Here is a 24,721-nt window from a genome sequence, read left to right as displayed (position 1 = left end):
ACGAAAAAGGCCGGACCTTGCGGCCCGGCCTTCCTCCCCTCTCCTGTCGGGAGCTCTAGAACTTGGTGCGAACCGTCACGCCATAGGTTCGCGGCTCTTCAAGAAAGGCGATGCGGGACCGGGTCCCCGCTCCGCCCCTGATCGGGCCGTTGGCCGTGATGCCGCGGGTAATCTCGTCGGAAAGGTTCACACCCCAGATCTCGAAGGTGAAGCGCTCGTCCGGGGTGGTGAACCCGAGGCGTGCATTGATCTTGAAGTAGTCCTCCTGGACGTCGAAGGGCAGCGGCGCGAAAGGCGGCGTCGACTCCGTCGGCGTTGTGCTCGTGCGGCGAGCCCCGGAGTAATAGAGGTTGAGGTTCGCCAGCACGGTCCAGTCCGAGTTCATCAGCGGCCCGTCATAGGTCAGGCCGGCGATCCCGCTGAATTCGGGCGCGTTGGTGAGTTCCTCTCCGCACAGTGTCTGGACCGTGGGTACGGCTGGCCCGGTGATCCCTGCCGTGCAATCGTCCCCGTAACGCGCATCGACATAGGTCAGGCCGAAATTGGCGGTAAAGAAGGGAGTCAGCCTGCCGATCATCTCCAGTTCCGCGCCGGTGGACTTCGCCGAGGCCACGTTGAACGTCTGGAACTGCACCCCGGTGAATTCGAGCACCTGGAAATCGGTCAGATCCATGTGGAACAGGGCGAGGTTCGCCGTCAGCCTGCCGTCCAGCGTCGTCGACTTGACGCCGAGTTCGTAGGCATCGACCTTCTCGGAATCGAACCGCGGGTCGGCCCCGCCCGCCGCTGCCGCGGGATCCAAGTTGAAGCCACCCGATTTGAACCCGTGAGAGAAACTGCCGTAGAGCAGCAATCCGTTGTCGTTGTTGTAGGCGAGCTGTGCCGTGTAGGTCAGCTCGTCGTCCTTGAAGCGCAGGTCGTATTCGCGCGGCAGCGGCAGGACGGCGGACGCCGGGAGGTTCGCCTGGGTGGCGAATGGGAAACAGGTCAGGCCGAGCCCACCCGCCGCCAGAGCCTGCGCCGTGGCCGCCGGCAGCCCCACGATCGTGGTCAGATTGGTGACGATGTTGCCGAAGCCGTTGGCGATGGCGGCGCAAGCGGGTGAGCTGGCCGACAGCTGATCGAACGCTCCGTCCTTCGTCTCGTCGACATAGCGCGCCCCGAGAGTCAGGCTAATCGTGTCGGTCAGATCGATCACATTGTGCGTGAACACGGAAAAGCTTTCCGCATCCTGGGTGAAGCGGTTGACCGCGAAGCTTCCGTTGGCGTCGATCCCCACGGTCGTCGGCAGAGCAAAGTTCGGGATCGGCCCGAGACCCGGAATCACCGTCACGCCGGTGCGTTGGGCAAGCCGGGTGAGCGCGATCAGCGGATTGGAACCGAAGGCGTTGAACCCGGTCCCCAGCGAGGGGAACAGGGCATTCGCCGCATAGGCCTGGAAGTCCGGACCCAGGGTCATCGCCTGGATTTCGTCGATCTTCTCGTCCGAATAATACGCGCCGATCAACCAATCGACGCGATCGTTGAAGAGAGACCCCTGGAACCGGAGTTCGTGCGACATGAATTTGTTCGTGCCACCGCTGAAGGGAAAGTCGGGCGCGGAGAACGAACTCGGCCCCACCTGGTAGACGTCCAGACCGACGAAATCGTCCTGGCCTGATTCGGCCTCGAACCGGCGATATGCGCCGATGTATGTCAGGTCGAGCGCGTCGCCGAGCGCCCAGTCGAGCTGTCCGGAGATGCCCCATTGCTTGGTGTTGTTGATGAAGCCATCGTCGCTCGAAATGCGGTTTTCGACGGCATCGGGACCGAAATCGATCACGCCGCCGTTGGGCGGCAGGCCGTAGGCGGCAAAAGCACCCGCCGCCCGCAGTTCGGTCTCCTTGATGAAGACCGCGGTGCAGCAGTTCTCGTCCGATTCCGCATAGTCGCCGATCAGGCGAATGCTGATGTCGGCCGTCGGCTCCCAGAGCGCCTGTCCGCGCAGGAGGAAACGGTCCTTGTTGTGGCTCTCCGCGCCGCTCGTCGAGCTGACCACGAACCCGTCGCGCTTGCGATAGGCGCCGGAAAAACGAACCCCCAGCTGGTCCTGAACCACCGGCAGGCTGATCCCCGCCTGCGCGCCGTAATAGTCGAAATTGCCGTAGCTTGCGTTCGCGAAGCCTTCGACCTCGTTCAGGTTGGGGCGCTTCGTCGTGATGTTGAGGGCACCGGCCGAGGTGTTGCGGCCGAACAGCGTTCCCTGCGGGCCCCTCAGGATTTCGAGCCGCTCGAGATCGAGCAGATCGCCCAGCGCGATGCCTGGCCGCGACTGGTAGACGCCGTCGATGAAGACGCCGACCGAACTTTCGAGCCCGGTGTTGTTGCCGGTCGTACCGACACCGCGGATCTTGATCGAGGTGCCCTGGGTCTCGGTCTGCGAGGACTGGAGGTTGAAGCTCGGCGATACGGAGGACAAGGTCTTGATGTCCTGAATGCCCTGCCGTTGCAGCTCGGCGGGAGCGACCGCGGTGACCGCGATCGGGATGTCCTGGACATCCTCGGCACGCAAGGTCGCGGTGACGATGATCACCTCGCCTTCGTACTCGTCGCTGTCGTCGGTTGATTGCGCGTGCGCCGGATAAGCGAGCGCGATGGCGCAGATACCCGCCATCAGGGTAGCCTTAACCCCCATAAGTCCTCTCCTCTCCCGGCCACCTTTTCCCGGTGGTCCAGACGCGAGAAGCTATCATCAAATTGTGCTTAAGCAAGCGGCAACGAAGTATTGTTGCGCTTTTGTGGCATTCGCGCCGCGCCAGGGGTTCAGGCGATCTCGGAACTCCGGGCGATCTGGGTGATGCCCCGCTTGCCGCCGGCATCCCTGCCAAGCTGGACGATCACGTCGATCACGCTCGCCGCATAGGCGATCGTGTCGGACCGGGTCAGCCCGATCCCGGTCTGCATCACCATCAGCGAAAGCTGCTCCAGCGCGCCCCGCAGGCTGTTGGCGTGGATCGTGGAGAAGCTGCCGGGATGGCCGGTGTTGATCGCGCGCAGGAAGGACACCGATTCCGCCCCTCGCAATTCGCCGAGCACGATGCGATCGGGGCGCAGTCGCAGCGCCGCCTGGAGCAATTCGTTGGCGGTCACCTTGGCCTCACCGAGCTCGCCCTTCACCGCGACCAGCCCGACGCCGTTCTCGCCAGGGAGCCGCAGTTCGGGCGTGTCCTCGACCAGAACCACGCGCTCGTGCCCCGGGATCTCGCCGAGCATGGCGTTAAGGAAAGTCGTCTTGCCGGTGCTGGTCCCGCCGGAAATCAGGATCGTCTGACGCTGGCGGATCGCCTCGCGCAGGAAGGCGACCGGCTCGGCCTGCGGGTCGGGCATGGCGATCTCGCCCGCGCGGGTGAGCGGACCGGTGTCGTAGGCATCGAGCGGAAGATCGAGCCGGCGGTGCCGGCGGATCGCCATGGCCCAGTGCCGGCGCGCGGCGGGCGGGCCGCAGAACTGGATGCGCGCGCCGCCCTCGTGGCCTTTGGCGGGCAGAGTGGCACCCAGCAGCGGGTGTTCGCGGTTGATCCCCTGATGGCTCACCCGGGCGACTTGTTCGGCCAGCCGCTGGACAAGCCGGTCGTCGATCTCGGGACGCAGATGCTTGCGCATCCCCGGCTCGGCCGCGTCTTCGATCCAGACCTCGCCGGGCCGGTTGACGATGATCTCGGTCACCGTGTCGCGCTCCAGCCATTCGGCGAACGGCGCGAGATAGGCGTCGAGATAGACGCTGCGCTCTCCGGGAAGGTCGACGGAAGGCAGATCGTCGTCGGCCACGGACGATTTGAAGGGATGGATGTCCGCGCTCATCCGAGGGTACCGCCGCTCAGCTGACCGAGGAGAAGTCGAGATCGCGGGCGGTGAAGATGCGGATCGGCTCGCCTTGGCGCACCCGCACCGTGGGGCCGCGCTGGCCGTCCTGCTGCGCCGCCGTCGATGCCGCCGACTGGCTGGCCCCGCCGATCAGTACGCCCGCCGCGCCGCCGCTGGCGAGGCTGCCGAGCCCGCCGACGACCGAGAGCAGCATGGCCGAACCGAAACGGCGGAAGAAGCCCGCGCCCGAAACCTTGCCGGCGAGCCCGGTGGTGCCGTCGAAGCCGATCGCCGGCGAAGCGAGATTGACCGAGGCTCCGTCGGGCCGGATCAGCCGGGTCCAGATCACATAGGCGCGGCGCTGGCCGTTCTGCAGGCCCGACTGGTACTGGCCGATCAGCCGGCTCGATCGCGGGACGAGCACCTTGCTGCCGTCGAAGCTGCGCACGTCCTGACTGACCACCGCGCGGACATAGCCGGGCACATTGGTGTCGATCGCCGTCTCCAGCACCGCCGGGATCAGCGTGCCCTGGGTGACGGTGGTCGAGGGATTGGTCATCGCCTTCGCCTGCGCGGGCGCACCTCCCACGCCGCCGATACGGCTGGCGAAATCGTTCGCCGAATTGCCACTCTCGCCGGCACCCTGTGCCACGGCGGCACCTTCGGCGGGAGAAGTGGCAGCGCCCAGGCCCTGGGCCGCGCCGGCATCGAAGACGACCGTCGGGCTGGCGTAGGGATTGGCGGCGGGGCCGAGTGCTGCCTGCGGAGGAGCGGCATAGATCGGCTGGGGCGCGGGATCGGGCTGCTGGACGACGCCTGTGGGGGTGACCTGGGTCACCGCCTGGTCCGGGACCATCGCCACGGTCTCGGCCGGCGCGGTCTGCGTGGCAGGCGCGATGTCGGGATTGCCGACGCCTTCGGGTTCGGCCAGCCGGGCCGAGTTCATGCTCCACAGCGTGATCGCCCCGATCGCGCCGACCAGGGCGATGCCGGCGACCATGCCCATCGAACCGCTCTTGCCCCCCGGGCGCGCCACCAGCGGATAGGAATTGCGGCTGGCGAGGTCGATCACATCGTGATCTTCCTCGTCGCGCGGATCGACATCGTTCGCCGCGCCGGTACCGGCGTGTTTCGGCGGCATCTTCATCGCCAGACGCATCACTTCACCTCCGCTGAAAGCGCGAATGCCGCATCGCGGGCCGCGCTGGTTTCGGGCCGATCCGGGCCGCTGTTGACCATGACCGCGCGATCCGCTCCGGATCGCAACACGATTTCGCGCGGGACGCCGTCGATCACGATCGTGTCGCCGCGAACGGTGAAATTCACCGGACCTTCCGTACCCTCGCTATTGGTCATCAATATGGCGGGGACGGGCCGGCCGACGGGCCAGGTCATGAAAGTCGCCGTGCCGTCGTCGAAGACACGCGTCGGCAGCAGATTCTCCTCGCCCGAGCCCGACCATGCGAAATTGAGGTCCGAGGGATCGATCACCGCCAGCCCGTCCTCGGTCGCGGCGCGCTCGACCTCGCTGCGCTCGTCCACCGCCATCCGCGGGGTCTCCGCCTCCGGCACCGGCTCGTCGGGATAGGTGAAGCTGAGGACGTAGAGCGGCTTGCCGGTCGGCGCGGCGACCAGATCGAACAGATAGGTCCGTTTGTTGGTGACCACGGTCATGTTAGTCGCGGCGCGCGGTTCCAGCGGCTTCACGAAAAGCAGATTGGCGCGCTTGTTGGGCGTCACCTGCCACGCGGCGGAATCGCCGATGGCGACGTTCTCGATCGATTCGTCCTCGGCGAAACGGATGGTCGCCTGGACCTTGGGTTTGCCCTCGATGCGGAACACCCGCGTCTCGTCGTATTCGACCTCGGCCAGCCGCGCGTCCTGCGCAATGGCAGGAATCGCGACCAGGGCCAGGGCGGTGGCCAGTGCCAGGGGGCGGATCATCTCAGTTTCTCCGTGGAACGGGGAGCGGCGGCGCGGAAGCGGCTGCCGACACCGGCGGCGCGCGAGGGCCCGCCCTTGAGCGGCGACACCTGAGCCGAGCCTGAAGAGGTGGCGAAGACCTTGGTGGTGCGGTGAGTGCCGGCGCTGCCGCCTCCCATGCCCCCGCTGTCGTTGGCGGCGCCGGCGATTGCAGGCGCGGAGACGTCGATACGCCGGGCCGCGGCCAGGCTCTGGCTCGCCTGCTGCGCCTGATTGGCCTGCGCCTGGACCGCCGGTGCCGGCGCCGGTGCGGGACTGCGCGAACCGCCTTCCTCCTTCTCCGGCTTGGCGAGGCCGAACACGGTCCAGCCCGAAACCATGGTCGCAGCGGTCTTGAGGACCAGCAGCATCAGCGCGACGTGCACCGCGCCGACGAGGAAGAAGCCCATCGCCGCCTGCGGATCGGGCTGGCCGGGATTGGCGACGAGCGCGGAGAGCAGCGGCACGGCGAGTTCGAGCATGACGCTGCCGCCGAGCACCGCGAACAGCGGCGCCAGCGCAAGCATGGTCAGCCCCTTGACCCAGCCGGTGAACAGCCCACGGGTGCCATTGAACAGTGCCATCACGACGAAGACCGGTCCCAGCGCCACCAGCACGGCGAGCGCGATCCGCGCGGTCACCAGCAGGCCCACGGTGCCGAGCAAAAACAGCATCGCGCCCATCCACATCATGCCCTGCGGCGAAAAGGCGGAGATGTCGCTCTGCTGCTCTCCGCTCGCCTCCTGGATGGCGAGGAAGACGACGTCGATCTTCTGCGCGAAGGTCTGGGTGGCCGAGCCGTCGCTGCCGGTCAGGATGCCGGCAAGCCAGTCGGGCGCACCGACCGCGAGGTTCCAGACCACGCTCTGATAGGCGACCCAGCTGGTCGCGAAGGTGATGACGAGGCCGACGGTGATCATCCGCGGCGTCAGCGCCCGCACGCCGAGCGTCGCGCGCCCGGTCAGCAGCTGGATCGCGAAGAAGGCCACGTAGAGCGTCAGCAGGATGGTGAGCACCGTCGCCATCTGGCCGCCCGGCGCGAACAGGCGTCCGAAGGCCTGCCCGGTGACCTCGCCGGCGACGCAGTCCACCGCTGTCAGCGCGGCGGAGATGCCGGAGCCGACCTGCTGTGCCGCTTGCTGGCAGACCTGCGTGTTCATTCCGCGGCCAGCCTGTCTCGAGGATCGATCCCGAGATCGTTGGTGCCGCCCGGCCAGGCGCTGCCGGTGAGCGAGGGGAACCACTCGGCGGGCTCGTCGCCCACCGCCTCGCGCAGCAGGTCGAGCCGCCGGACCGAACTCTCGCGGCCTGACAGCACGGTCAGCACTTCGGGCGCGCCAGACAGGTCGAGCCGCACGACGACGCTGGCGTCGGGTTGGCGCACCAGGAAGCAGCGGCTGTGCGCCGGCAGCGTGCGGATCAGCGCCAGCTCGTGATCGGTCAGGCCGAAGCCGTCGCAATAATCCTCCGCCCGCGCGCGGCTGTTGGGCATGAACACCATGGTCGCGGTCTGCTCGACCAGCGCCGTCGAAATGCGGCTGTCGAGCGCGTCGCGCGCGCTCTGGGTGGCGAAACCGACCAGCGCGTTGCGCTTGCGCAGGGTCTTGAGCCAGTCGCGGATGCGCGCGGCGAAGACCTCGTCGTCCAATGCCTTCCAGCCTTCGTCGATCAGGATCATCGTCGGATCCCCGTCGAGCCGCTCCTCGATCCGGTGGAAGAGGTACATCATGGTCGGCGTGCGCAGCCGCGGATTCTCGAGCAGCGCGGTCATGTCGAAGCCGAGCACGCGCGCCGACATGTCGAGCCGGTCGGCCGCATTGTCGAAGAGCCAGGCGTGTTCGCCCTCGTTAATCCATGCCGCCAGCCTATCGGCGAGATCGCCCGGCTGCGGGCGGCGGGCGCCCGACAGCAGCTCGCGGAAATTGCGCAACCGGCGCAGCGAGGCGTCGTTGGCATAGGCCGCATCGACCGCCCCGGCGATGGTCGCTTCCTCTTCCGGCCCGCTCGCCTTGAGCAGCACGCCCAGCCAGTCGCGCAGGAACGCCTTGTTGCCGGGCGTGTCGGGCAGGCTCAGCGGGTTGAACCCGGTCGGCTCGCCGCTCCGGATCGCATCGTAATTGCCGCCGATGCCGCGCACGAACAGTTCCGCGCCGCGATCCTTGTCGAACAGGATGGTGCGCGGGCGGAACTTCTGCGCCTGCGCGGCGAGGAAATTCATCACCACGGTCTTGCCCGAACCCGACGGCCCGATGACCGAGAAATTGCCCAGATCGCCGTGGTGGAAATTGAAAAAGAACGGCGTCGCGCTGGTGGTCTGGAGCAGCGTCACCGCCTCGCCCCAGTGATTGTTCGATGCCTGGCCGAGCGCGAAGCCATGCAGCGAACCGAAGCTCGCCATGTTGGCGCTGGAAATCAGCGCGCGGCGGACCAGATAGCCCTCGTTGCCGGGAAACTGACCCCAGAAAGCGGGTTCGAGATTGGTATCCTCGCGCACCGCGATCGCGCCGGTATCGGCGATCGCCGCGGCACAGGCGGCGGTGGCATCGTCGAGCCTGGCGAGATCGCGCTCGCGCACCAGCACGGTCAGGTGATGGTCGCCGAAGCCGACCGCGCCGTTGCCGAGCTCGTCGCGCGCGGAAAGCATGTCGGCGCGCTCGGCGGCGGCTTCCTCGTCCGCGCTGCGGAGGCGGCGAATGGCAAGGTCCATGCGTTCGCGCGCGGTCTGGCGCTCGGTCGGGGCGTAGCTCTCGCTCACCACCATCTCGAACGGCAGGCGCAGCAGAGAGTCGAGCAGGCCGGGGCTGGTCGCCTCGGGATAGTCCTTGAGGCCGAGCACCGAGGAGAAGTCGGGCGAGCCAGAGCCGCGCTGCTCGATCGCGTCGATCCCGAAGCTGACCCGGCGATAGGGCAGCATATGGCCGATATCGACATCGTCCGTCGGTTTCCGCACCGGCCGCATCTCGCCGTTGTACAGCGCGGAGAGCAGTTCGAGAATCTCGTTGTTCGCATTGCCCTGCGGCCCGACATAATCGCCCAGAACCTGTGCGCCGTATGCCGAGAGTGAGGCCACCAGCCCCTGCGCGGCGGCCTTGAGCGAACGCAGGTCCTTGGGATCGGCCTCGATCTCGTTTTTGCGCCGGCTCATCTTCTTCTGCGCGCGCTCGACCAGCCCCGCCTTGCCGCGCGCCGGGCGGCGGATCAGCGTCACGAACTGGTCGTTGATGAAGAGCGAGCCCGAGCCGAGCCGTTCCTTCCACCGCGCATCGATATGACGGCTCAGCGGATCGGGAAATTCCGCGTCGAGATCCACCTCGACCCGGCGGCGCACGACGTGATGATATAGCACGAAACGCGCATCGAGCGTCGAGCGCAGCATCACCTCGCGCGTGGCGGCGTGGGCATTCAGGGCCTCGCTGTCCTCGGTCTCGAACAGCAGGCCGGGGACTTGCAGCGCGGTCATTACGCTGCCGTCGCGCAGCAGCATGGTGCTCTCGTCGACCAGCCGGGCGTAGGGCAGCCGGTCGCCGGCGCGCGCTTCCTTCGCGCTCCAGGCCGCGGCTCCTTTCCACTTGCTCATGCCGTCATGGTCCTTGTCTGCGGCCTATGCCGCGTAGCTGTTGCAGCCCCAGCGGTTGTAGTTCTTCACCCGCGGGCACTTGGAGACTTTGGTGATCCACAGGTCGAAGATGCGCGGTTCGCGCAGGCAAGCGAAATAGCCCACGCCGTGGATCAGCAGCGCGGCGGGCAGCGCCAGCCAGCTGCCGGTGATCAGGAACAGTTCGGTGGTCACCATCCCGTTGATGATAAAATAATTGTAGGTCACGCCGGCGAACATCTGCGGGCGGGTCAGCGCGCGATGTACGGGATGGCGGGCGAGCTGCGTCACCTCACACCCCCGCCGTCGCGCCCTGGATGCCGGCGACGATCGAGGCCGCGCCGAACAGGATGAAGACACCGATGATCACGGTCGCGCCGAAGCGCCAGTTCAAGCGGCCGGTCAGCATCATGAAGCCGATAGCGGCGACCGCCATCACGGCGACCGCGGTGGCGACATTTCCGAGCAGGGTGCCCTGCAGCCAGCCGAGCGCGGCGACGATCGGACCCGACCCGGCGGGGTCGGCGGCCTGCGCCATGGCGGCGGTGGGAAAGGAAAGCAGCGCCAGGGCGGCGGCGCGGAATATCGAACGCATAGGTAGAACTACTCCCGGGAATGGTCGGACAGCCGGCCCATGATGGCGGCGACATATTTTTGGGTCTCGCGGATTCGGGGAATGCCGCCCGCACGCTCGACGCGGCCGGGACCGGCATTGTAGGCCGCCAGCGCGCGTTCGACGTCGCCGTCGAAACGGTCGAGCTGGGTGCGCAGGTACCGCGCGCCGCCCTCGAGATTGGCGAAGGGATCGGCGGGATCGACACCCAGATCGCGGGCAGTCCCCGGCATCAGCTGGGCGAGGCCCCGGGCGCCGACCGGCGATACCGCGTCGGCGCGCCACCGGCTCTCCTGCCACACCACCGCCTCCAGCAGGGAAGGACTGATGTCGAAGCGGGTCGCCAGTTCGGCAATCTTGGCCTTGTAGGCCTGCGGCACGGCGGCGGCGTGCAGATGCGGTTTGGCTATCGCGCGATCGGGAAGTGCGAGATCGGCGGGCACTTCTTCGGCGTTTCCATCGCTGCCCAGGGCCGTGACGTCGGACGCGACCTCGGTCCCGCCGCCGGCGATCCAGCGCGCTTCACCCTCGTCGATCTGCAGAACATCGGCCTTTGCCGGCATCGCCGCCAGAACCATACCGGCGGTAAGAACGGTGCGCAGGCCCGCGCGAAGAATCATCTGGCCCTCCAATCCGGTTCCCCTGCCCCCTATACATGACATCAGGGTGACAAGGAACGCTACGATTGGAACGGGTTCGTACCGAGGCGCCGGTCGCCCGGAGGGCCCGCGACCGTCCGCCGGGCCCGATACTCGCGGAATCTAGCGGCTGGCGACCAGCGCGCTCGCGGCGAAATCGCCGCGCTCCAGCATCGCCAGCGCCCGCGCGGCCAGCCGCCGCGCTTCGATCCAGTCGCCATCGGCGGTTTCGAGATAGATCGCATCGTCGATCTTCATCGCGGCTTTGAAGAATTGCCGCGCGCGATCGCTTTCGCCCTGGCGGGCGTGCGCCACACCGAGGTTGATGAGACGCGCCGGATCGCTGTCGTCGAGTTCCTCGTTCGCCCCGATCGTGGCGATCGCTGCGGCGTTCCGCCCGGCAAGCAATTCGTCCCGCGCGACATCGACCGTAGCGGATGAGGCCTGGCCCGCGAAGGCTATGGCGGCTGCGATTGCTAGGATGCTCATGTCCGTTCTCCCATTTCCATGCAGCCGGTGATGCACCCCGGGTGCGACGACTGCAACCAAACTGTCACATTGTCATCTTTCCGTCATTTCAAGCTGCCGGCGTTGTCCGCAACATTATCGTCTGGGAAAGCGTGGAAACTGTAAGATTAGTGTCACCGAGCACCCCGAACTGTCATCTGCCAGCTCTAGCGAGCGATTCGCGAACCTGATCTCGCGTCCATTTCCATCGGTTTTTTGAGGGGACCGTCGCTCGTGAAAAAATTCCAAAGCTCGCTCGTACTCGCCTGCTCCGCTCTGGCTCTCGCCAGCTGCGGTGGCGACGAAATCGTTTCGCCCGGCACTTCGGGCGACATCAACGTCGACATCACCAACCCGGCCCCGACGCCGACACCGACTCCGACCCCGACCTCCTCGCTGGTCACTCCGGCGGCGGGTTGCCCGACAATCAATTCGACCGGCGGGCTGACCGATGCCGGCACCATCACCGGGCCGACCGGAACCTATCGGGTCTGCTCGCTCCCCGCGCTCTTCGATGCCGACGACACGCTGCCCTTCATCGCCGGGCTGCTCTATTCGCTTCCCGGCCGCGTCGACATCGGCGCCGACCGGGGCTTCTCCAGCACCGGCTCGACCGTAGAGCTGACCATCCAGCCGGGCGTGACCGTGTTCGGCGGCACCGGGCGGTCCTTCCTGGTCGCCAATCGCGGCAACCAGCTGATCGCCAACGGCAGCGCCACGCGCCCGATCGTCTTCACCAGCCGCGACAACGTCCTCGGCCTCAGCAATGATTCCTCGATCGGCCAATGGGGCGGCGTCGTGCTTCTCGGCCGCGGCCGGGTCTCCGACTGCCGCGCCGGCGGGATCAACACCGATGCGGCACCCAATGCCAACCCGCAGTGCGAACAGGAACTGGAAGGTGCGACCACCACGACGCTGTTCGGCGGAGCCAACAACGCCGACAATTCCGGTTCGCTGCAATATGTCCAGATCCGTTATTCGGGCTTCAGCCTGGCGCCCGGCAACGAACTGCAGTCGCTGACCACCGGCGGCATCGGTTCGGGTACCACCATCCGCTATCTCCAGACGCACAATTCCTCCGACGACGGCATGGAGTTCTTCGGCGGAGCGGTGAACATCAAGAACGTCATCGCCACCGGCGCCGACGACGACAGCTTCGATGTCGACACCGGTGCCCAGGCGAACCTGCAGTACGTAATCGGCGTGCAGCGTACCGGCGGCGGCGACAGCCTGATCGAGCTCGACTCGGCCGATTCGGCCTCGCGTCCGGTCGCCTCGCGGCCGCAGACCGTGTTCAACGTCGCCAATTTCACCTTCGTCCAGCGCAGCTCCGCCTCCTCGCAGTCGGTGCGGGCCAACGGCGGTGCCAAGCTGAACCTGATCAACGGCGTCATCGACAGCGATGGCGATCCCTGCATCCGTATCGACGATGCGCCGACCTTCGCGGCGGACCCCGACTATTTCTCGGTGGTCGGCGATTGCAGTGCGACGCGGCCCAACCGCGGCGGCGATACGGCTCCGACCGATGCTCAGGTCCAGTCCGACTTCGTCGCGGATTCGTCCGCCAACAATTCGGGCTTCACCATCAGCCTGACCGGCGTGATCGTGAACGGCACGAACGAGACCGGCGTGACCGCGACCAACCCGACCACGATCTCCTCGTTCTTCGATGCCACCACCTATATCGGGGCGGTCCGGAACGCTCAGGACACCTGGTACCGCGACTGGACCTGCAACTCGGCGACCGTCGATTTCGGCAGCGCCGCCGGTCTGTGCACTCGCATCCCGGTCTACTCGTAAGGAACGGAAAACCCGGGGTTCCCGCAAGGGAGCCCCGGTCTTTCCATTCACCCAGAACATAAGTTTCGATACAAAACGAGGGACATAACGATGGCGACCGGCGCACGTCTCGCAGGGATCCTGCTGCTTGGAACGGCTTTGACTTCACCCGCCATGGTTGCGGCGCAGGACGCCCCGACCACTCCTCCCGGGGACGATCCGAGCACCCAGGAAGCGGAAGAAGAAGCGGCCTCCCAGGTCGATCCGGCCGAGGATCTCGATGCCGAGGCTGAGGTCGACGTCTCCGTCCCCGGCGGCGTGATCGTCGTTACCGGACGGCGCGTGCGCGACATCTCGCGCAGCTCCGGCCAGGTGCTGAGCGTTCTTACCGCCGAGGACATCGCCCGGACCGGCGAAGGCGACATCGCCGGTGCCCTGGGACGCGTCACCGGCCTTTCGGTCGTCGGCAACGGCCGGGTCTTCGTGCGCGGCCTCGGCGATCGGTATTCGCTTGCGCTTCTCAACGGCCTCCCGCTGCCGAGCCCCGAACCGCTCAGCCGCGTGGTCCCGCTCGACATTTTTCCCACCAGCCTCGTTGCCTCCTCGCTGGTGCAGAAGACCTATTCGGCGAACTTCCCCGGCGAATTCGGCGGCGGCGTGATCAACCTCACGACCCGCGCCGTGCCCGAGGAAAGCTTCCTCAAGCTCAGCGCCGGGATCGGCATCAATTCGATCACCAGTTTCGAGGACGGTCTGACCTATTACGGTTCCGATCTCGATCCCTTCGGCTTCGACAACGGCAACCGCGACCTGCCGTCCAACCTGCAGGCCTTCATAGCCAGCGGCGAGCGGATCGAGGACACTTCGATCGCCACGCAGGAAGGGATCGCGGGGCAGATCTTCCCGCTCAATCTGGTCACCCTGCAGAAGGACAACAGCCTGCCGCCGAACTTCTCCGGCACGGTGGCCGGCGGCACGTCCTTCGAGGTCGGCGACGATGCGTTTGTCGGCATCATCGCGTCGGCCGGCATCTCGAATTCCTGGCGCAACCGCAACGTTCGCTCGCAGCTCGCGAATTCCGATCTTTCGGTGATCAACGAGGATTTCACCACCTTCATCACCGACAACAACGTGCTGGTGAACGGCCTGCTCGGGATCGGCCTAGACATGGGCGAGAGCACGGTTCGCTTCACCAATGTCTATATCCGCGACACGTTGAAGACCGCGCGCCTGGGCGTCGGCACCCGCCCCCTGCTGGGCGCCAGCGGCTTCGATTTCATCGACCAGAACACCGCCTGGTTCGAGCGCCAGCTGATCACCTCGCAGCTGGTCGGCGAGTTCGAGTTCGACCGCCTGTCGGTCGATCTGCGCGGCGGCTATTCGCAGACCGATCGCGAGGCGCCGTTCAACACGACCTTCTCCTACACCAGGACCAATATCCCCGATGCGACTCCGGATGTCGCGGATTCGGTGGGCGAGCAGTTCGCGGTCTATCTCAACCGCGCGACCGATACCGGGCTCAGCCGCGTCTCCTTCGACGATCTGACCGAGAAGTTGCGCTTCGCGGGCGTCGACCTGAGCTACGAGGCTCTGGACAATCTGACCGTCACGGTGGGCGGTGCCTATACCGACACCGACCGGCGTTCCTCGCGGAGGGAATTCCTGCCGGGCGCGGAAATTTCGCCGATCACGCTCACGGACCCCGACAACGGGCAGAGCTTCGTCTTCACCCCCAATCCGCTGCTCATCCCGATCATCGGGCTGCGGCGTCCGGGCGACATCATCAACGGGGCTGCGCTGGCGCTGTTCGACATCACTCTCGACGAGGCGAGCCCGTTCCCGGTGTTCGACGCCGCGCTCGAGATCAAGGCCGGCTACGCCAAGTTCAACTACGTGCCCATCGACGCCCTGACCATCGAGGCCGGCGTGCGCTACGAGGACGCGGAGCAGACCGTCGCTCTCGACCAGTCGATCTTCAACACGCCGATCCCCGGCGCGACCTCCACCTTCCTGGCGAACGACTATTTCCTGCCGGGCGCCACGCTGACCTATCTGATCACCGACGATCTGCAGTTCCGCGCCGCGGCATCCCGCACGCTGGCCCGCCCGCAGTTCCGCGAGCTGGTCGAACAAACCTATTTCGATCCGGAGAGCAACCGCACCTTCCGCGGCAATCCGTTCCTCGTCGACAGCACGCTGATCAACGCCGAGGCACGGCTGGAATATTACCTCGGCGGACCCGACCGGATCAGCCTCGCCGGCTTCTACAAGAAGATCAACGATCCGATCGAGGCCTTCGTGGCGATCAACGCCGGCGGCGGGTTCATCACCAGCTATGCCAATGCTCCGGAAGCCCAGCTCTACGGCGCCGAGTTCGAGCTGCAATATTCTTTCGACCTGGTGAATTGGGGCGATTTCTTCGCCACACGCCAATTCGTGGTGCGCGGCAACTACACCTTCACCAATTCCGAGATCAAGGTCGCCCCCACGGACGTCACCTTCGTCCCGCCGGCGGGCTCGGACCTCGCCAACCGCTACTTCGACGATGGCGACCGGCTTACCGGCCAGTCCGACCATGTCGGCAATCTGCAGCTCAGCCTCGAAGACACCGAGGAGCTCTCGCAGTTCACGGTCCTGCTGAATTACGCCAGCGACCGCGTGACCAGTCGCGGCTTCCTGCAGCCCGACGTGATCGAGGACCCGGGCCTGACGGTCGACCTCGTGGCCCGTCAGGGCGTCCAGCTGATGGGCACACAGCTCGAACTGTCGCTGGAGGCGCGCAACATCTTCGGCCGCGACAATTTCGAATTCCAGGAATTCGGCGACAACCGCATCGAGATCAACACCTACCGCGTCGGGCGGATCTTCAGCGCGTCGATCTCCGCCGAGTTCTGACGCTTCACGGAACTGGGGTTACACCGAGGAGGGGGCTGCGCGAGCGGCCCCCTTTTTCATGAGCAGTGCCGGCTGTTCAGTCGCTGTCCCAGACATAGCCCATCGAGCGGACGGTGCGCAGCTTGTGCCCCGCGCCGACAGCCTTGAGCGCGCGCCGCAACCGCCCGATCCAGACATCCACCGTGCGCTCGTCGATCGGCGGGTCCTGCTTGCCGAGGCCGGCAATGAGCGCGAGCCGCGAAAGCACCCGGTCCGGGTTCTCGACCAGGAAGCGCAGCAGGCGGAACTCGTTGGGCTGCAGCGCCAGGGGCTTGCCCGCCCAGCGCGCCTGCAAGGCGCCGAGATCGATCCTCAGATCGCCCTCCTCGATCATCTGGGTGGCCCTGCGCTGGCCTGCGGGGGCATGGACCGCGAGCACCCGGTCGAGGACCTTGGTCCGGTCCAGCGGCGCGAGCATGTAATCGTCGGCCCCGGCTCGCAGCGCCCGCCGCCGCTCGTCCTCGGTCTCGCCTTCGAGCATCATCGTCACATGGGCATCGGCCAGGCGGCTGTCGGCCCGCAGCCGGCGGCACATCTCGAGGCCGGACATCTCGTCCATCACCCAGTCGACGAAGATCCACACCGGGCCGTCCGCAAGACGCGAAGGCCCGTCCGAAGCGAGGCGTTCGAAGACATAGCGGCGCCCGTCGTGGATGAAATCCTCGAAGGTCTCGACCTCTTCGCTGGTCAGAAAGATCGTGACAGTATCCACGACGAAACCCCCGTTGCCTCGACGGGGGATGGCGCGATTGCATGACGCCGATATGACGGCGAACCTGCGGCTGTCACAATCGGCGCGAAAACCTTCAGCCGCGCTTCGCGGTGAGCTGCCAATCCCCGCCGGACGTGGTCTCCACACCGACCGGCTGCTTGGGCAGATAGGGGCTCTCCAGCCGCGCGATCTCTTCCTCGCTCAGCGCCAGATCCATTGCCGCCACGGCGGCGGCGATATGTCCGTTCTTGGTCGCGCCGATGATCGGTGCGGTCACGCCCTTGGCGAAATGCCACGCCAGAGCGACGCTCGCCCGTTCGGCCCCGCGCGCCTCGGCGATCGCGCCGACCGCTTCGACGATCGCCCGGTCCGCCTCGATGTTCTGGCGATAGAGCGTCTTGCCGAAGCCGTCGGTCTCGCTACGGACCGTGCTCTCGTCCCAGCTCCGCGCCAGCTTCCCGCGCGCGAGCGGGCTCCACGGGATCAGCCCCACCCCCTGATCGCGGCACAGCGGGATCATCTCGCGCTCTTCCTCGCGGTAGAGGAGGTTGAGGTGATTCTGCATCGACACGAAGGGCGTCCAGCCGTTGCGGCGCGCGACCTCCTGCGCCTTGGCGAATTGCCAGGCATACATGGACGAAGCGCCGATGTAGCGAACCCGGCCGGACTTCACGATGTCGTGCAACGCCTCCATCGTTTCCTCGATCGGCGTGGTCTCGTCCCAACGGTGGATCTGGTAGAGATCGATGTAATCCATGCCGAGACGGGCAAGGCTATCGTCGACCGCCTGGAACAGGCTTTTCCGCGAAAGCCCGCCAGCGTTCGGCGCGCGGCGCCAGGGCAGGAAGGCCTTGGTCGCCACCACGATCTCGTCGCGGTGGGCGAATTCGGGCAGCAGCCTGCCGATCACCTCTTCCGAGGCGCCTTGCGAATACATGTTGGCGGTGTCGAAGAAATTGATCCCGGCCTCGACCGCTTCGCGGATGAAGGGGCGGGACTGCGCCTCGTCCAAGACCCAGTCGCCATGCCACCCGCGCGCTGTATCGCCGTAGCTCATGCAGCCGAGGCACAGCCGCGAGACCTTGAGGCCGGTGGGGCCGAGATTGACGTATTCCATGTCGCTATCCTGCCAGTGTCATGCCGCCGTCGACGGTGATCGTCTGTCCGGCGATGTAGTCCGCGAGCGGCGAGGCGAGGAACAGTGCCGCGCCCGCCATGTCCTCGGGCGTTCCGAGCCGCCCGCGCGGGATCCCCGCGATCGCATTCTTCTGGAAGTCTTCCTCGCCGAGGAAGCTGCGGTTGAGCTTGGTGAGAACGTAGCCCGGCGCGATGCCGTTCACCCGGATGCCTTCTTCCGCGAAGGCCGCAGCGAGCGATTTGACGAGGCTCACCGCCCCGGCCTTGCTCGCGCCGTAGGCTGGGTTGGCGCGAAGCCCGTAATAGGCGCTGACCGAGCTGATGACGATCAGCGAACCGCCGCTCTTCGCCAGCGCGCCGCGCGCCGCGTTGGCGCAGTCGAGCACCGAGGTGAGATTGACCTGAAGCACTTCATCCCAGCCCGCGCGCTCGAACTCCTCGCGACCGTATCGGACCGCGCCCTGGCACAGCACCACCACGTCGAGCGGATCGGGCCAGCCGAAGCGATCGATAGCGGTGCGGTCCGAGACGTCGAGGGTACGAAATTCGAGTCCCTCGAGATCGCTGCCCTCTTCGGCCGCGTAAGCGCTTGCCGATGCCCGGGTGCCGGTGGCGATCACGCGTGCGCCCGCCTCGCGGAAACCGTGCGCGATCCCGTTGCCGATGCCGCTGCTGCCGCCGACCACGAGCGCGGTCTTGCCCGAAAAGTCGAGTGGCGCGCTCATGCTGCCCGCAACCCGGCAAGCCGTTCCGCGATGATCGCGTCGGCCTCGGCCATGATCCGGTCGATCAATTCCTTGCAGGTCGGGATGTCGTCGATCAGCCCCGCGACCATGCCGCAGGACCACGCGCCCGCATCCATGTCGCCTTCGGTCATGATCCTGGGATAGACCCCGGCGACCTGTTCGATGATGTCCTCGAATGCGAGATCGGCGCCCTTTTCGCGTTCGATCTCGAGCAGTTCCTCGACCGCGGCGTTGGTCATCACCCTCTCGGTGTTGCGCAGCGGCCGCATGACGAGACGCGTGTCGAGTTCGCTGGCCGCGACGATCGCCTGCTTCACGTTTTCGTGCACCGGCGCTTCCATGGTGGCGATGAAGCGGGTGCCCATGTTCATGCCCTCCGCACCCATCGCCAGCGCGGCGACGAGGCTGCGCCCATCGGCCATGCCGCCGCTGGCGACGAAGGGAATTTCCAGCTCGTCGGCAGCACGCGGCAGCAGGATCATGTTGGGAATGTCGTCCTCCCCCGGATGACCGCCGCATTCGAACCCGTCGACGCTGACCGCGTCGCAACCGATCGACTGCGCCTTCAGGCTGTGCCGAACGCTGGTGCATTTGTGGATCACCTTGACCCCGGCGTCCTTGAAATAGGGCAGCACCTGCGCCGGATTGTTGCCTGCCGTTTCCACCACCTTCACCCCGCCCTCGATGATCACCCGCACCAGTCCGGGATAGTCGGGCGCGTTGACCGTCGGCAGGAAGGTCAGGTTAACCGCGAAGGGCTTGTCGGTCATGTCCCGGCATTTCGCGATTTCGTCCGCCAGCTTTTCCGGCGTGCCGAGCGTCAGCCCGGTGATCGTGCCGAGCCCGCCCGCATTGCTGACCGCCGCCGCCATCTCCGCGAAGCCGACGTAATGCATGCCGCCCTGGATGATCGGATGCTCGATGCCGAACATTTCGGTGATGCGGGTCTTCATGCCGGGCTCTCCACTTTGTGTTTCGTTTTGCAACGCGTATCGACCGGGCCGGTGGCAGGCAAGGGAGATCGGCCGATGGTGCAGGCAGACGAACGGACCCCGGTGATCGTCGGCGTGGGGCAGGTGAACGACCGCCCTGACGATCCCGCCGAAGGGCTCGATCCCGTGGGGTTGATGGCCGCGGCCCTGCGGCGCGCGGATCGGGATGCGGGCGGCGGAATGATTGGCGATTGCGACCATCTTTCGGTGGTGAGCCAGCTCGGCTGGCCGCAGCTCAACCCGGTCGACGGAAAGCTCGCCGACACGCTCGGCATTGCGCCCGCGCATCGCGAGCAGACCGCGATGCCCAATGGCGACAGCCCGATCCGTCTGCTCCATGATGCGGCGAACCGCATCGGTGCCGGAGAGGCGAGCATTTGCGCGGTGGTCGGCGGCGAGGCGCTGCGCACCGCCGGGCAGCTCGCGGTCGCCAAGATGCGCGAGGACGGCGAGAAGCCCAACCCCCTGCGCGACGCGAGCCACCGCGTTCGCCAAGGCTTCGCGCCGATGCACGGGCTGGTGGTGCCGGTGGATGTCTACCCGCTCTACGAGAACGCGCTGCGGGCCCAATACGGCCAGACGCTTGCCCAGGGTCAGGCCGAAAGCGGCACGCTGTGGTCGGGCATGAGCGAGGTCGCAGCGGCGAACGATCATGCCTGGATACGCGAACCCGTTGCGCCCGAGCAGATCGTCACCCCCACCGAGCGCAATCGTCCGATCGCCTTTCCCTACACCAAGTTGCAGGTCGCCAATTCCAGCGTGAACCAGGGCGCGGGCTTCATCGTTGCCAGCCTTGCCGAGGCACGCCGCCGCGGCGTGCAGGACGAACGGATCGTCCATATCGGCCACGGCGCGGCGGCGCACGAGGACGGCAATTTCCTCGCACGCGCCGATTATCGCGGTTCTCCGGGCCTCGAAGTGTCCATCCGCCGCACGTTGAGTCTGAACGCGGTGACATCCCCCGATCTCGATCTCGTCGAGCTCTATTCCTGCTTTCCCTGCGTTCCCAAGATGGCGCGGCGGGTTTTGGACTGGCCACTCGACAAGCCGATCACGGTCTTCGGCGGGCTCACCTTCGGCGGCGGCCCGATCGGCAATTACATGAGCCACGCGCTGGCCTGCATGGTGGAGAAATTGCGCGGCACGGACGGCAAGGGGCTGCTCTTCGCCAATGGCGGCTATGCGACCCACAACCACACGATCCTGCTCTCGGGCCGGCCGACCGGCGCGACATTTCCGCAGGACTACGACCACCAGGGGGAGGCCGATGCGTTGCGCGGGCCGGTGCCGGTGGTCGAAGAGACTTATGCCGGTCCGGCCACCATCGAGACCTATACCGTGCATTACGGCCGCGACGGTGCCCCGCGATCAGGCACCGTGGTGGCCAGCACGCCTGCGGGCGCGCGGACGCTCGCCGTCGTTCCAGCCGCGAACAAGACGGCGATCAAGCGGCTCGAAAGCGGTGATCGAGAAGCGATCGGCAGCCGCGGAACGATCGCGCGGGAACCGGGCGAGGCCGGAATCTGGAGCTTCGCCTAGGGTGCCAGGGGGCCTGTAAGCCGGGTTCTGTCCCGCAGCCGGTATCCGAAAAGGACCGGCGCTGCGGGGGCAGCCATTCATCTGGGCCGCGGATCGCTCCGCGGCTCGAGCAGCCAACCCGAGCGGTCGATGCAAAGCACACCTGCCGTAAAACGGCGCGCCGCCCCTATTCGGCCTTGCTCCGGGTGGGGTTTGCCATGCGGGCCGCGTTGCCGAGGCCCCGGTGCGCTCTTACCGCACCCTTTCACCCTTGCCTGTGAGGTTGCCCTCCATCGGCGGTATGCTCTCTGTGGCACTTTCCCTGGGATCGCTCCCGGCGGGCGTTACCCGCCACCCTTGCTTGGTGGAGCCCGGACTTTCCTCGGATCGAAACCCGCGGCTGCCCGGCCCCCTGGCGGCGAGGGATGTAGGGCCTCGCCACCGGGTTGCCAAGCCAGCCTATTCGCCGACGCGCGTCGGATAGGCCGGTGCCCAGTTGGGATCGCGCGGCGGATTGCTCTCCAGTTCGCGCAGGGTCCAGGCGATCGCCGTCTCGAGCTGCGTGTCGCGCCCCTGCTCCAGCGCCATCTGATCGAGCTCGACCGGGATGTCCGGCGAAACGCCCATGTTCTCGATGGTCCAGCGCCCTTCGTTATCGAAGAAGCGGAAATAGGGCACGGTGACATACCCGCCGTCGATCAGGCCCGGATTGGCGCTGATGCCGATCAGACCGCCCCAGGTCCGCGTGCCCATCAGCGGGCCGAGCTCGGCCTCGCGGAAGGCGTAGGGCATCCAGTCACCGCCCGAACCCGCATCCTGGTCGATCAGCATGACCTTGGGGCCATGGATCGCGCCGCCCGGGGTATCGAAGACCAGCCCTTCGCGATCCTTCCAGCCCGACAGATAGGGACGGCTGAGAACGTCGATGACATAGTTCGCCGCCTGGCCCCCGCCGTTGGAGCGCTCGTCGATAATCACGGCCTGCTTGTCCGACTGGGCGAAATACATGCGGTTGAAGAAGGTGTATCCGGCGTCGGCGGTGTTGGGGAGATAGACGTAACCCACCCGGCCGTTGGTCGCCTGATCGACCCGGCGCCGATTGTCCTCGACCCAGGTCCAGAGCCGCAAGCCGTTTTCGTTGGCGACCGGTTTGACGATCGAGGTCCGCCGGGTTCCCGACGGCGTGCTGGCGACGGTCAGGGCCACCTGCGTCCCGGCCGAACCCGACAACGCCTCGAAGATGTTGTCCGCAGCGCTCAGTTCACGACCGTTGACGGCGAGGATGTAATCCCCCTCCTTCACATCGACGCCCGGCGCGGCGAGCGGTGCTTCGATGAAGGGGTTCCACTGCTCGCCGTCGAAAATCCGCTCGATCCGGTAGCGTCCGCCCTCCAGGGCGATGTCGGCCCCCAGCAAGCCCGGACTTCCGGTGGAATCGTCGTAGACGTCGCCGCCACCGGTCCGGTTGTGCCCCACCTGCATCTCGCCGATCATCTCGACCAGCAGTTCGTTGAGATCTTCGCGTCGCCCGACATGGGCCAGCAGCGGCTCATACTTCTCGCGCACCGCCTCCCAATCGAGGCCCTGCATGTTCGGATCGTAGAAATAGGCCTTTTCCATCCGCCAGACGTCGTTGAAGATCTGCCGCCATTCGGCTGCCGGATCGACCTGCATCCTGAGCCCCGAAAGATCGACCGGCTTCGGGTCGAGCGTTTCCCCGGCCTTGCTCGTCACCATGCTCTGGTCGGCCTTCATCAGCAGCAGGTTCTCGCCGGCGGCGTCGGTCTGCACTGCGGTCACGCCGCGGGTCAGTTCCTTTTCCTCGCGCTTCTCGAAATCGAACCGCTTGAGCTGAGCGTCGGCCTGGGGGTTGCCGCTGCCCGGTGCCGCGTTCGAATCTCCGGGCTGGACGTAGCTCACGTAATACAAGGCTCCGTCCTTGCCGCTGGCGAGGCTGCCGTAGGATGCTTCGGGCACCGGAAGCGCGACGGTGCGTCGCATGAGGTTCGTCGGATCGACGACCGGCGCGCCGGCATCCTTCTCTTCCTCGTCGTCACCGGCGGCGGCTTCCGCACTTTCTTCGGCCAGTACGGGCGCGAGCGGGGATTCGCCGTCGGCTTCGAGGACAACCGCGTAGAGACCCGCCCGATAGGGCTGTTCCTGGCTGGTCATGTCGAGGCCGACGTGTTGCGGCCCGGCATTGGTCGATGCCGCGAAGAACAGCAGCTTGCCGTCCTTCGAGAAGGCCGGCGATCCGATGTCCGCGAATTCGCCGGTGACCGGATAGGAACGCCTCTGCGCCAGATCGTAGAGATGGAGCGAGGCGTTGAAGTTTGCTCCGCGGCGCGTGTAGGCGAGCCACCGGCCTTCGGGCGACAGGACTGCGGCATTGTCGCCGTTGCGGCGCGCGCTCTGGTCGATCTGCCAGCTCGATCCCGTGGCGACATCGAGCGCATGCAGCGCCAGACGGTTGCTCGAATAGATCAGGTGCTTCCCGTCACCGCCCCAGTCGAGCAGGCGATAGAAATCGCTGCCCAGCGGAATGCGGCGCACCGGCTCGATCCCGCTCTGATCCTCGATCACCAGCGTCTGCGTGCCCTCGTCGTCGGTGAGATAGGCAAGCTGAGTCCCGTCATGCGACCAGATTCCGGTGTAATTGCGCACCGCGGCGCTGCTCGAGATGTTACGGGTGCTGCCCTGGTCGGTGGGTACGGTGAACACCTCGCCGCGAGCGGTCACCGCCACACGCTTCGCCGAAGGCGAAAGCCGGACGTCCTCGATCTGGCCCTTGAGGTCCTTCCACTGCGGCTGGCGCATCGGCAGGTCGGGCGCCAGCGCGATCGGCAGGGCGCCGGCCTGACCGCTGGCGAGGTCGACGAACTTCAGCTCGCCGCCGGCTTCGTAGACGATCCGCCCGCGATTGACATCGAAGGCACGGACGTCCCATTCGGTCTCGTTGGTGATCTGCGTCGGCTCGCCGCCACTCGGATCGGCAGTGAAGACGTTGAAGACCTTGTCGTTGCGGTCGGACAGGAAATAGAGCCGTCCGTCCATCCACTCAGGATCGAATTCGGTGGTCGTTTCGCCCGGAATCTCGGTCAGTGTATCGGCCTCGAAATCGACGACTTCGATCGAGGGAACGGTTCCGCCGCGATAGCCGCGCCAGCCGGACGAGCCGCCCCACAGGCCGTTGTAACCGCTCATGCCGGGCACATTGGCGAACTGCCCGGTCGCGCGATCGTATGTGCCGCCGCGGCTCTTGATCTCGGAGATTTTCTCCGGGAAACCACCGGCCACCGGTACCCGGTAGAGCTCGGCCGATCGGCCGTTTCCGACCTCCCGTGCAGAATTGAATACGATATGCTGGCCGTCGAGAGAGAAGTCGGACGCATAGTCCGCGCCCGGGTGCCAGGTGAGGCGCTTCGGCGTTCCGCCGGCGGTGGGGACCACGAAGACATCGTAATTGCCGTCGTAATTGGCGCTGAAGGCGATCATCGAACCGTCGGGGGAGAACACCGGATCCCGCTCGTCGGCGGCATGGCTGGTCAGGCGGCGGGGGTTCGATCCGTCGGGGGCGGCCACATAGATATCTCCGGCGTAGGCGAAGGCCAGATGGCTGTCCGACAGGGCCGGGTCGCGCAGCAATTTGGTCTGCGCCATCGCGGGCGAGGCGAATACGGTGGTGGCGAGAAGGCCAGCGGCCAGCGTGCGGATCATCGTGAAGTCTCCCTGTTTTTACGCGGTG

General features: G+C 66.4%; 18 protein-coding genes and 1 other RNA gene. 3 read left to right on the top strand and 16 right to left on the bottom strand.

All coding sequences use genetic code 11. The features are described from left to right. Positions 1 to 55: 55 nt before the first annotated feature. The 10 genes from ACGHN1_RS04050 to ACGHN1_RS04005 form a co-directional block, all read right to left on the bottom strand. Complete coding sequence (locus ACGHN1_RS04050) at positions 56 to 2,674, bottom strand: TonB-dependent receptor (RefSeq protein ID WP_390548550.1); 2,619 nt, start codon at positions 2,672 to 2,674, stop codon at positions 56 to 58. 128 nt (positions 2,675 to 2,802) lie between these two features. After that, the gene (virB11, locus tag ACGHN1_RS04045) at positions 2,803 to 3,840 is read right to left on the bottom strand and encodes a P-type DNA transfer ATPase VirB11 (protein ID WP_390548548.1); all 1,038 of its coding nucleotides are present in this window, start codon (positions 3,838 to 3,840) and stop codon (positions 2,803 to 2,805) included. A 16-nt stretch (positions 3,841 to 3,856) separates the two neighbouring features. After that, positions 3,857 to 5,002, bottom strand: coding sequence for a TrbI/VirB10 family protein (locus tag ACGHN1_RS04040; RefSeq protein WP_390548546.1), 1,146 nt, complete (start codon positions 5,000 to 5,002; stop codon positions 3,857 to 3,859). Then, on the bottom strand, positions 5,002 to 5,787 hold the full coding sequence (locus ACGHN1_RS04035) for a TrbG/VirB9 family P-type conjugative transfer protein (RefSeq protein ID WP_390548544.1): 786 nt from the start codon (positions 5,785 to 5,787) through the stop codon (positions 5,002 to 5,004). Before ACGHN1_RS04035 ends, ACGHN1_RS04040 begins: the two co-directional genes overlap by 1 nt. Next, on the bottom strand, positions 5,784 to 6,965 hold the full coding sequence (locus ACGHN1_RS04030) for a type IV secretion system protein (RefSeq protein WP_390548542.1): 1,182 nt from the start codon (positions 6,963 to 6,965) through the stop codon (positions 5,784 to 5,786). Before ACGHN1_RS04030 ends, ACGHN1_RS04035 begins: the two co-directional genes overlap by 4 nt. After that, positions 6,962 to 9,382, bottom strand: coding sequence for a VirB4 family type IV secretion/conjugal transfer ATPase (locus tag ACGHN1_RS04025; protein WP_390548541.1), 2,421 nt, complete (start codon positions 9,380 to 9,382; stop codon positions 6,962 to 6,964). The genes ACGHN1_RS04030 and ACGHN1_RS04025 overlap by 4 nt, the downstream gene beginning before the upstream one ends. 24 nt (positions 9,383 to 9,406) lie before the next feature. Further along, positions 9,407 to 9,691 (bottom strand): type IV secretion system protein VirB3, encoded by a 285-nt coding sequence (locus tag ACGHN1_RS04020; protein ID WP_390548539.1) that lies wholly within the window; start codon positions 9,689 to 9,691, stop codon positions 9,407 to 9,409. 1 nt (position 9,692) lies between these two features. Then, positions 9,693 to 9,995 (bottom strand): TrbC/VirB2 family protein, encoded by a 303-nt coding sequence (locus ACGHN1_RS04015; protein ID WP_390548537.1) that lies wholly within the window; start codon positions 9,993 to 9,995, stop codon positions 9,693 to 9,695. Positions 9,996 to 10,003: 8 nt separating this feature from the next. Beyond that, complete coding sequence (locus tag ACGHN1_RS04010; RefSeq protein ID WP_390548535.1) at positions 10,004 to 10,633, bottom strand: lytic transglycosylase domain-containing protein; 630 nt, start codon at positions 10,631 to 10,633, stop codon at positions 10,004 to 10,006. Positions 10,634 to 10,774: 141 nt separating this feature from the next. Then, on the bottom strand, positions 10,775 to 11,140 hold the full coding sequence (locus ACGHN1_RS04005; protein ID WP_390548533.1) for a tetratricopeptide repeat protein: 366 nt from the start codon (positions 11,138 to 11,140) through the stop codon (positions 10,775 to 10,777). 252 nt (positions 11,141 to 11,392) lie between these two features. On the opposite strand from ACGHN1_RS04005, the gene ACGHN1_RS04000 reads away from it, so the two are divergent. Then, a complete protein-coding gene (locus tag ACGHN1_RS04000) occupies positions 11,393 to 12,958 on the top strand; it encodes a hypothetical protein (RefSeq protein WP_390548531.1) in 1,566 nt (521 codons plus the stop codon). Between the two features lie 90 nt (positions 12,959 to 13,048). Then, on the top strand, positions 13,049 to 15,832 hold the full coding sequence (locus ACGHN1_RS03995; RefSeq protein WP_390548530.1) for a TonB-dependent receptor domain-containing protein: 2,784 nt from the start codon (positions 13,049 to 13,051) through the stop codon (positions 15,830 to 15,832). 76 nt (positions 15,833 to 15,908) lie between these two features. On the opposite strand, the gene ACGHN1_RS03990 is transcribed toward ACGHN1_RS03995, so the two are convergent. From ACGHN1_RS03990 to ACGHN1_RS03975, 4 genes are all read right to left on the bottom strand, one after another. Next, positions 15,909 to 16,583 carry a response regulator transcription factor gene (locus tag ACGHN1_RS03990; protein WP_390548528.1) on the bottom strand — a complete coding sequence of 225 codons (675 nt, stop codon included), beginning with the start codon at positions 16,581 to 16,583 and terminating at the stop codon, positions 15,909 to 15,911. Positions 16,584 to 16,677: 94 nt separating this feature from the next. Further along, the gene (locus ACGHN1_RS03985; protein ID WP_390548526.1) at positions 16,678 to 17,700 is read right to left on the bottom strand and encodes an aldo/keto reductase; all 1,023 of its coding nucleotides are present in this window, start codon (positions 17,698 to 17,700) and stop codon (positions 16,678 to 16,680) included. 4 nt (positions 17,701 to 17,704) lie between these two features. Further along, a complete protein-coding gene (locus ACGHN1_RS03980) occupies positions 17,705 to 18,445 on the bottom strand; it encodes an SDR family NAD(P)-dependent oxidoreductase (RefSeq protein WP_390548524.1) in 741 nt (246 codons plus the stop codon). Continuing rightward, complete coding sequence (locus ACGHN1_RS03975; RefSeq protein ID WP_390548522.1) at positions 18,442 to 19,419, bottom strand: NAD(P)H-dependent flavin oxidoreductase; 978 nt, start codon at positions 19,417 to 19,419, stop codon at positions 18,442 to 18,444. Before ACGHN1_RS03975 ends, ACGHN1_RS03980 begins: the two co-directional genes overlap by 4 nt. Positions 19,420 to 19,494: 75 nt before the next feature. Here ACGHN1_RS03975 and ACGHN1_RS03970 point away from each other — a divergent pair, with 75 nt between their 5' ends. After that, positions 19,495 to 20,997, top strand: coding sequence for an acetyl-CoA acetyltransferase (locus ACGHN1_RS03970; protein ID WP_390548520.1), 1,503 nt, complete (start codon positions 19,495 to 19,497; stop codon positions 20,995 to 20,997). On the opposite strand, the gene rnpB is transcribed toward ACGHN1_RS03970, so the two are convergent. Then, positions 20,998 to 21,392: RNase P RNA component class A (gene rnpB, locus ACGHN1_RS03965), an RNA gene on the bottom strand. 43 nt (positions 21,393 to 21,435) lie between these two features. Continuing rightward, positions 21,436 to 24,693, bottom strand: a complete 3,258-nt coding sequence (locus ACGHN1_RS03960) for a PDZ domain-containing protein (RefSeq protein WP_390548518.1) — start codon at positions 24,691 to 24,693, stop codon at positions 21,436 to 21,438. Between the last annotated feature and the right edge of the window lie 28 nt (positions 24,694 to 24,721).

This window comes from Qipengyuania sp. MTN3-11 (assembly GCF_042851825.1).
Lineage (GTDB): Bacteria > Pseudomonadota > Alphaproteobacteria > Sphingomonadales > Sphingomonadaceae > Qipengyuania.
The sequence above is the reverse complement of the archived record's forward strand: the minus strand, read 5'-3'. Positions and strand labels throughout refer to the sequence as shown.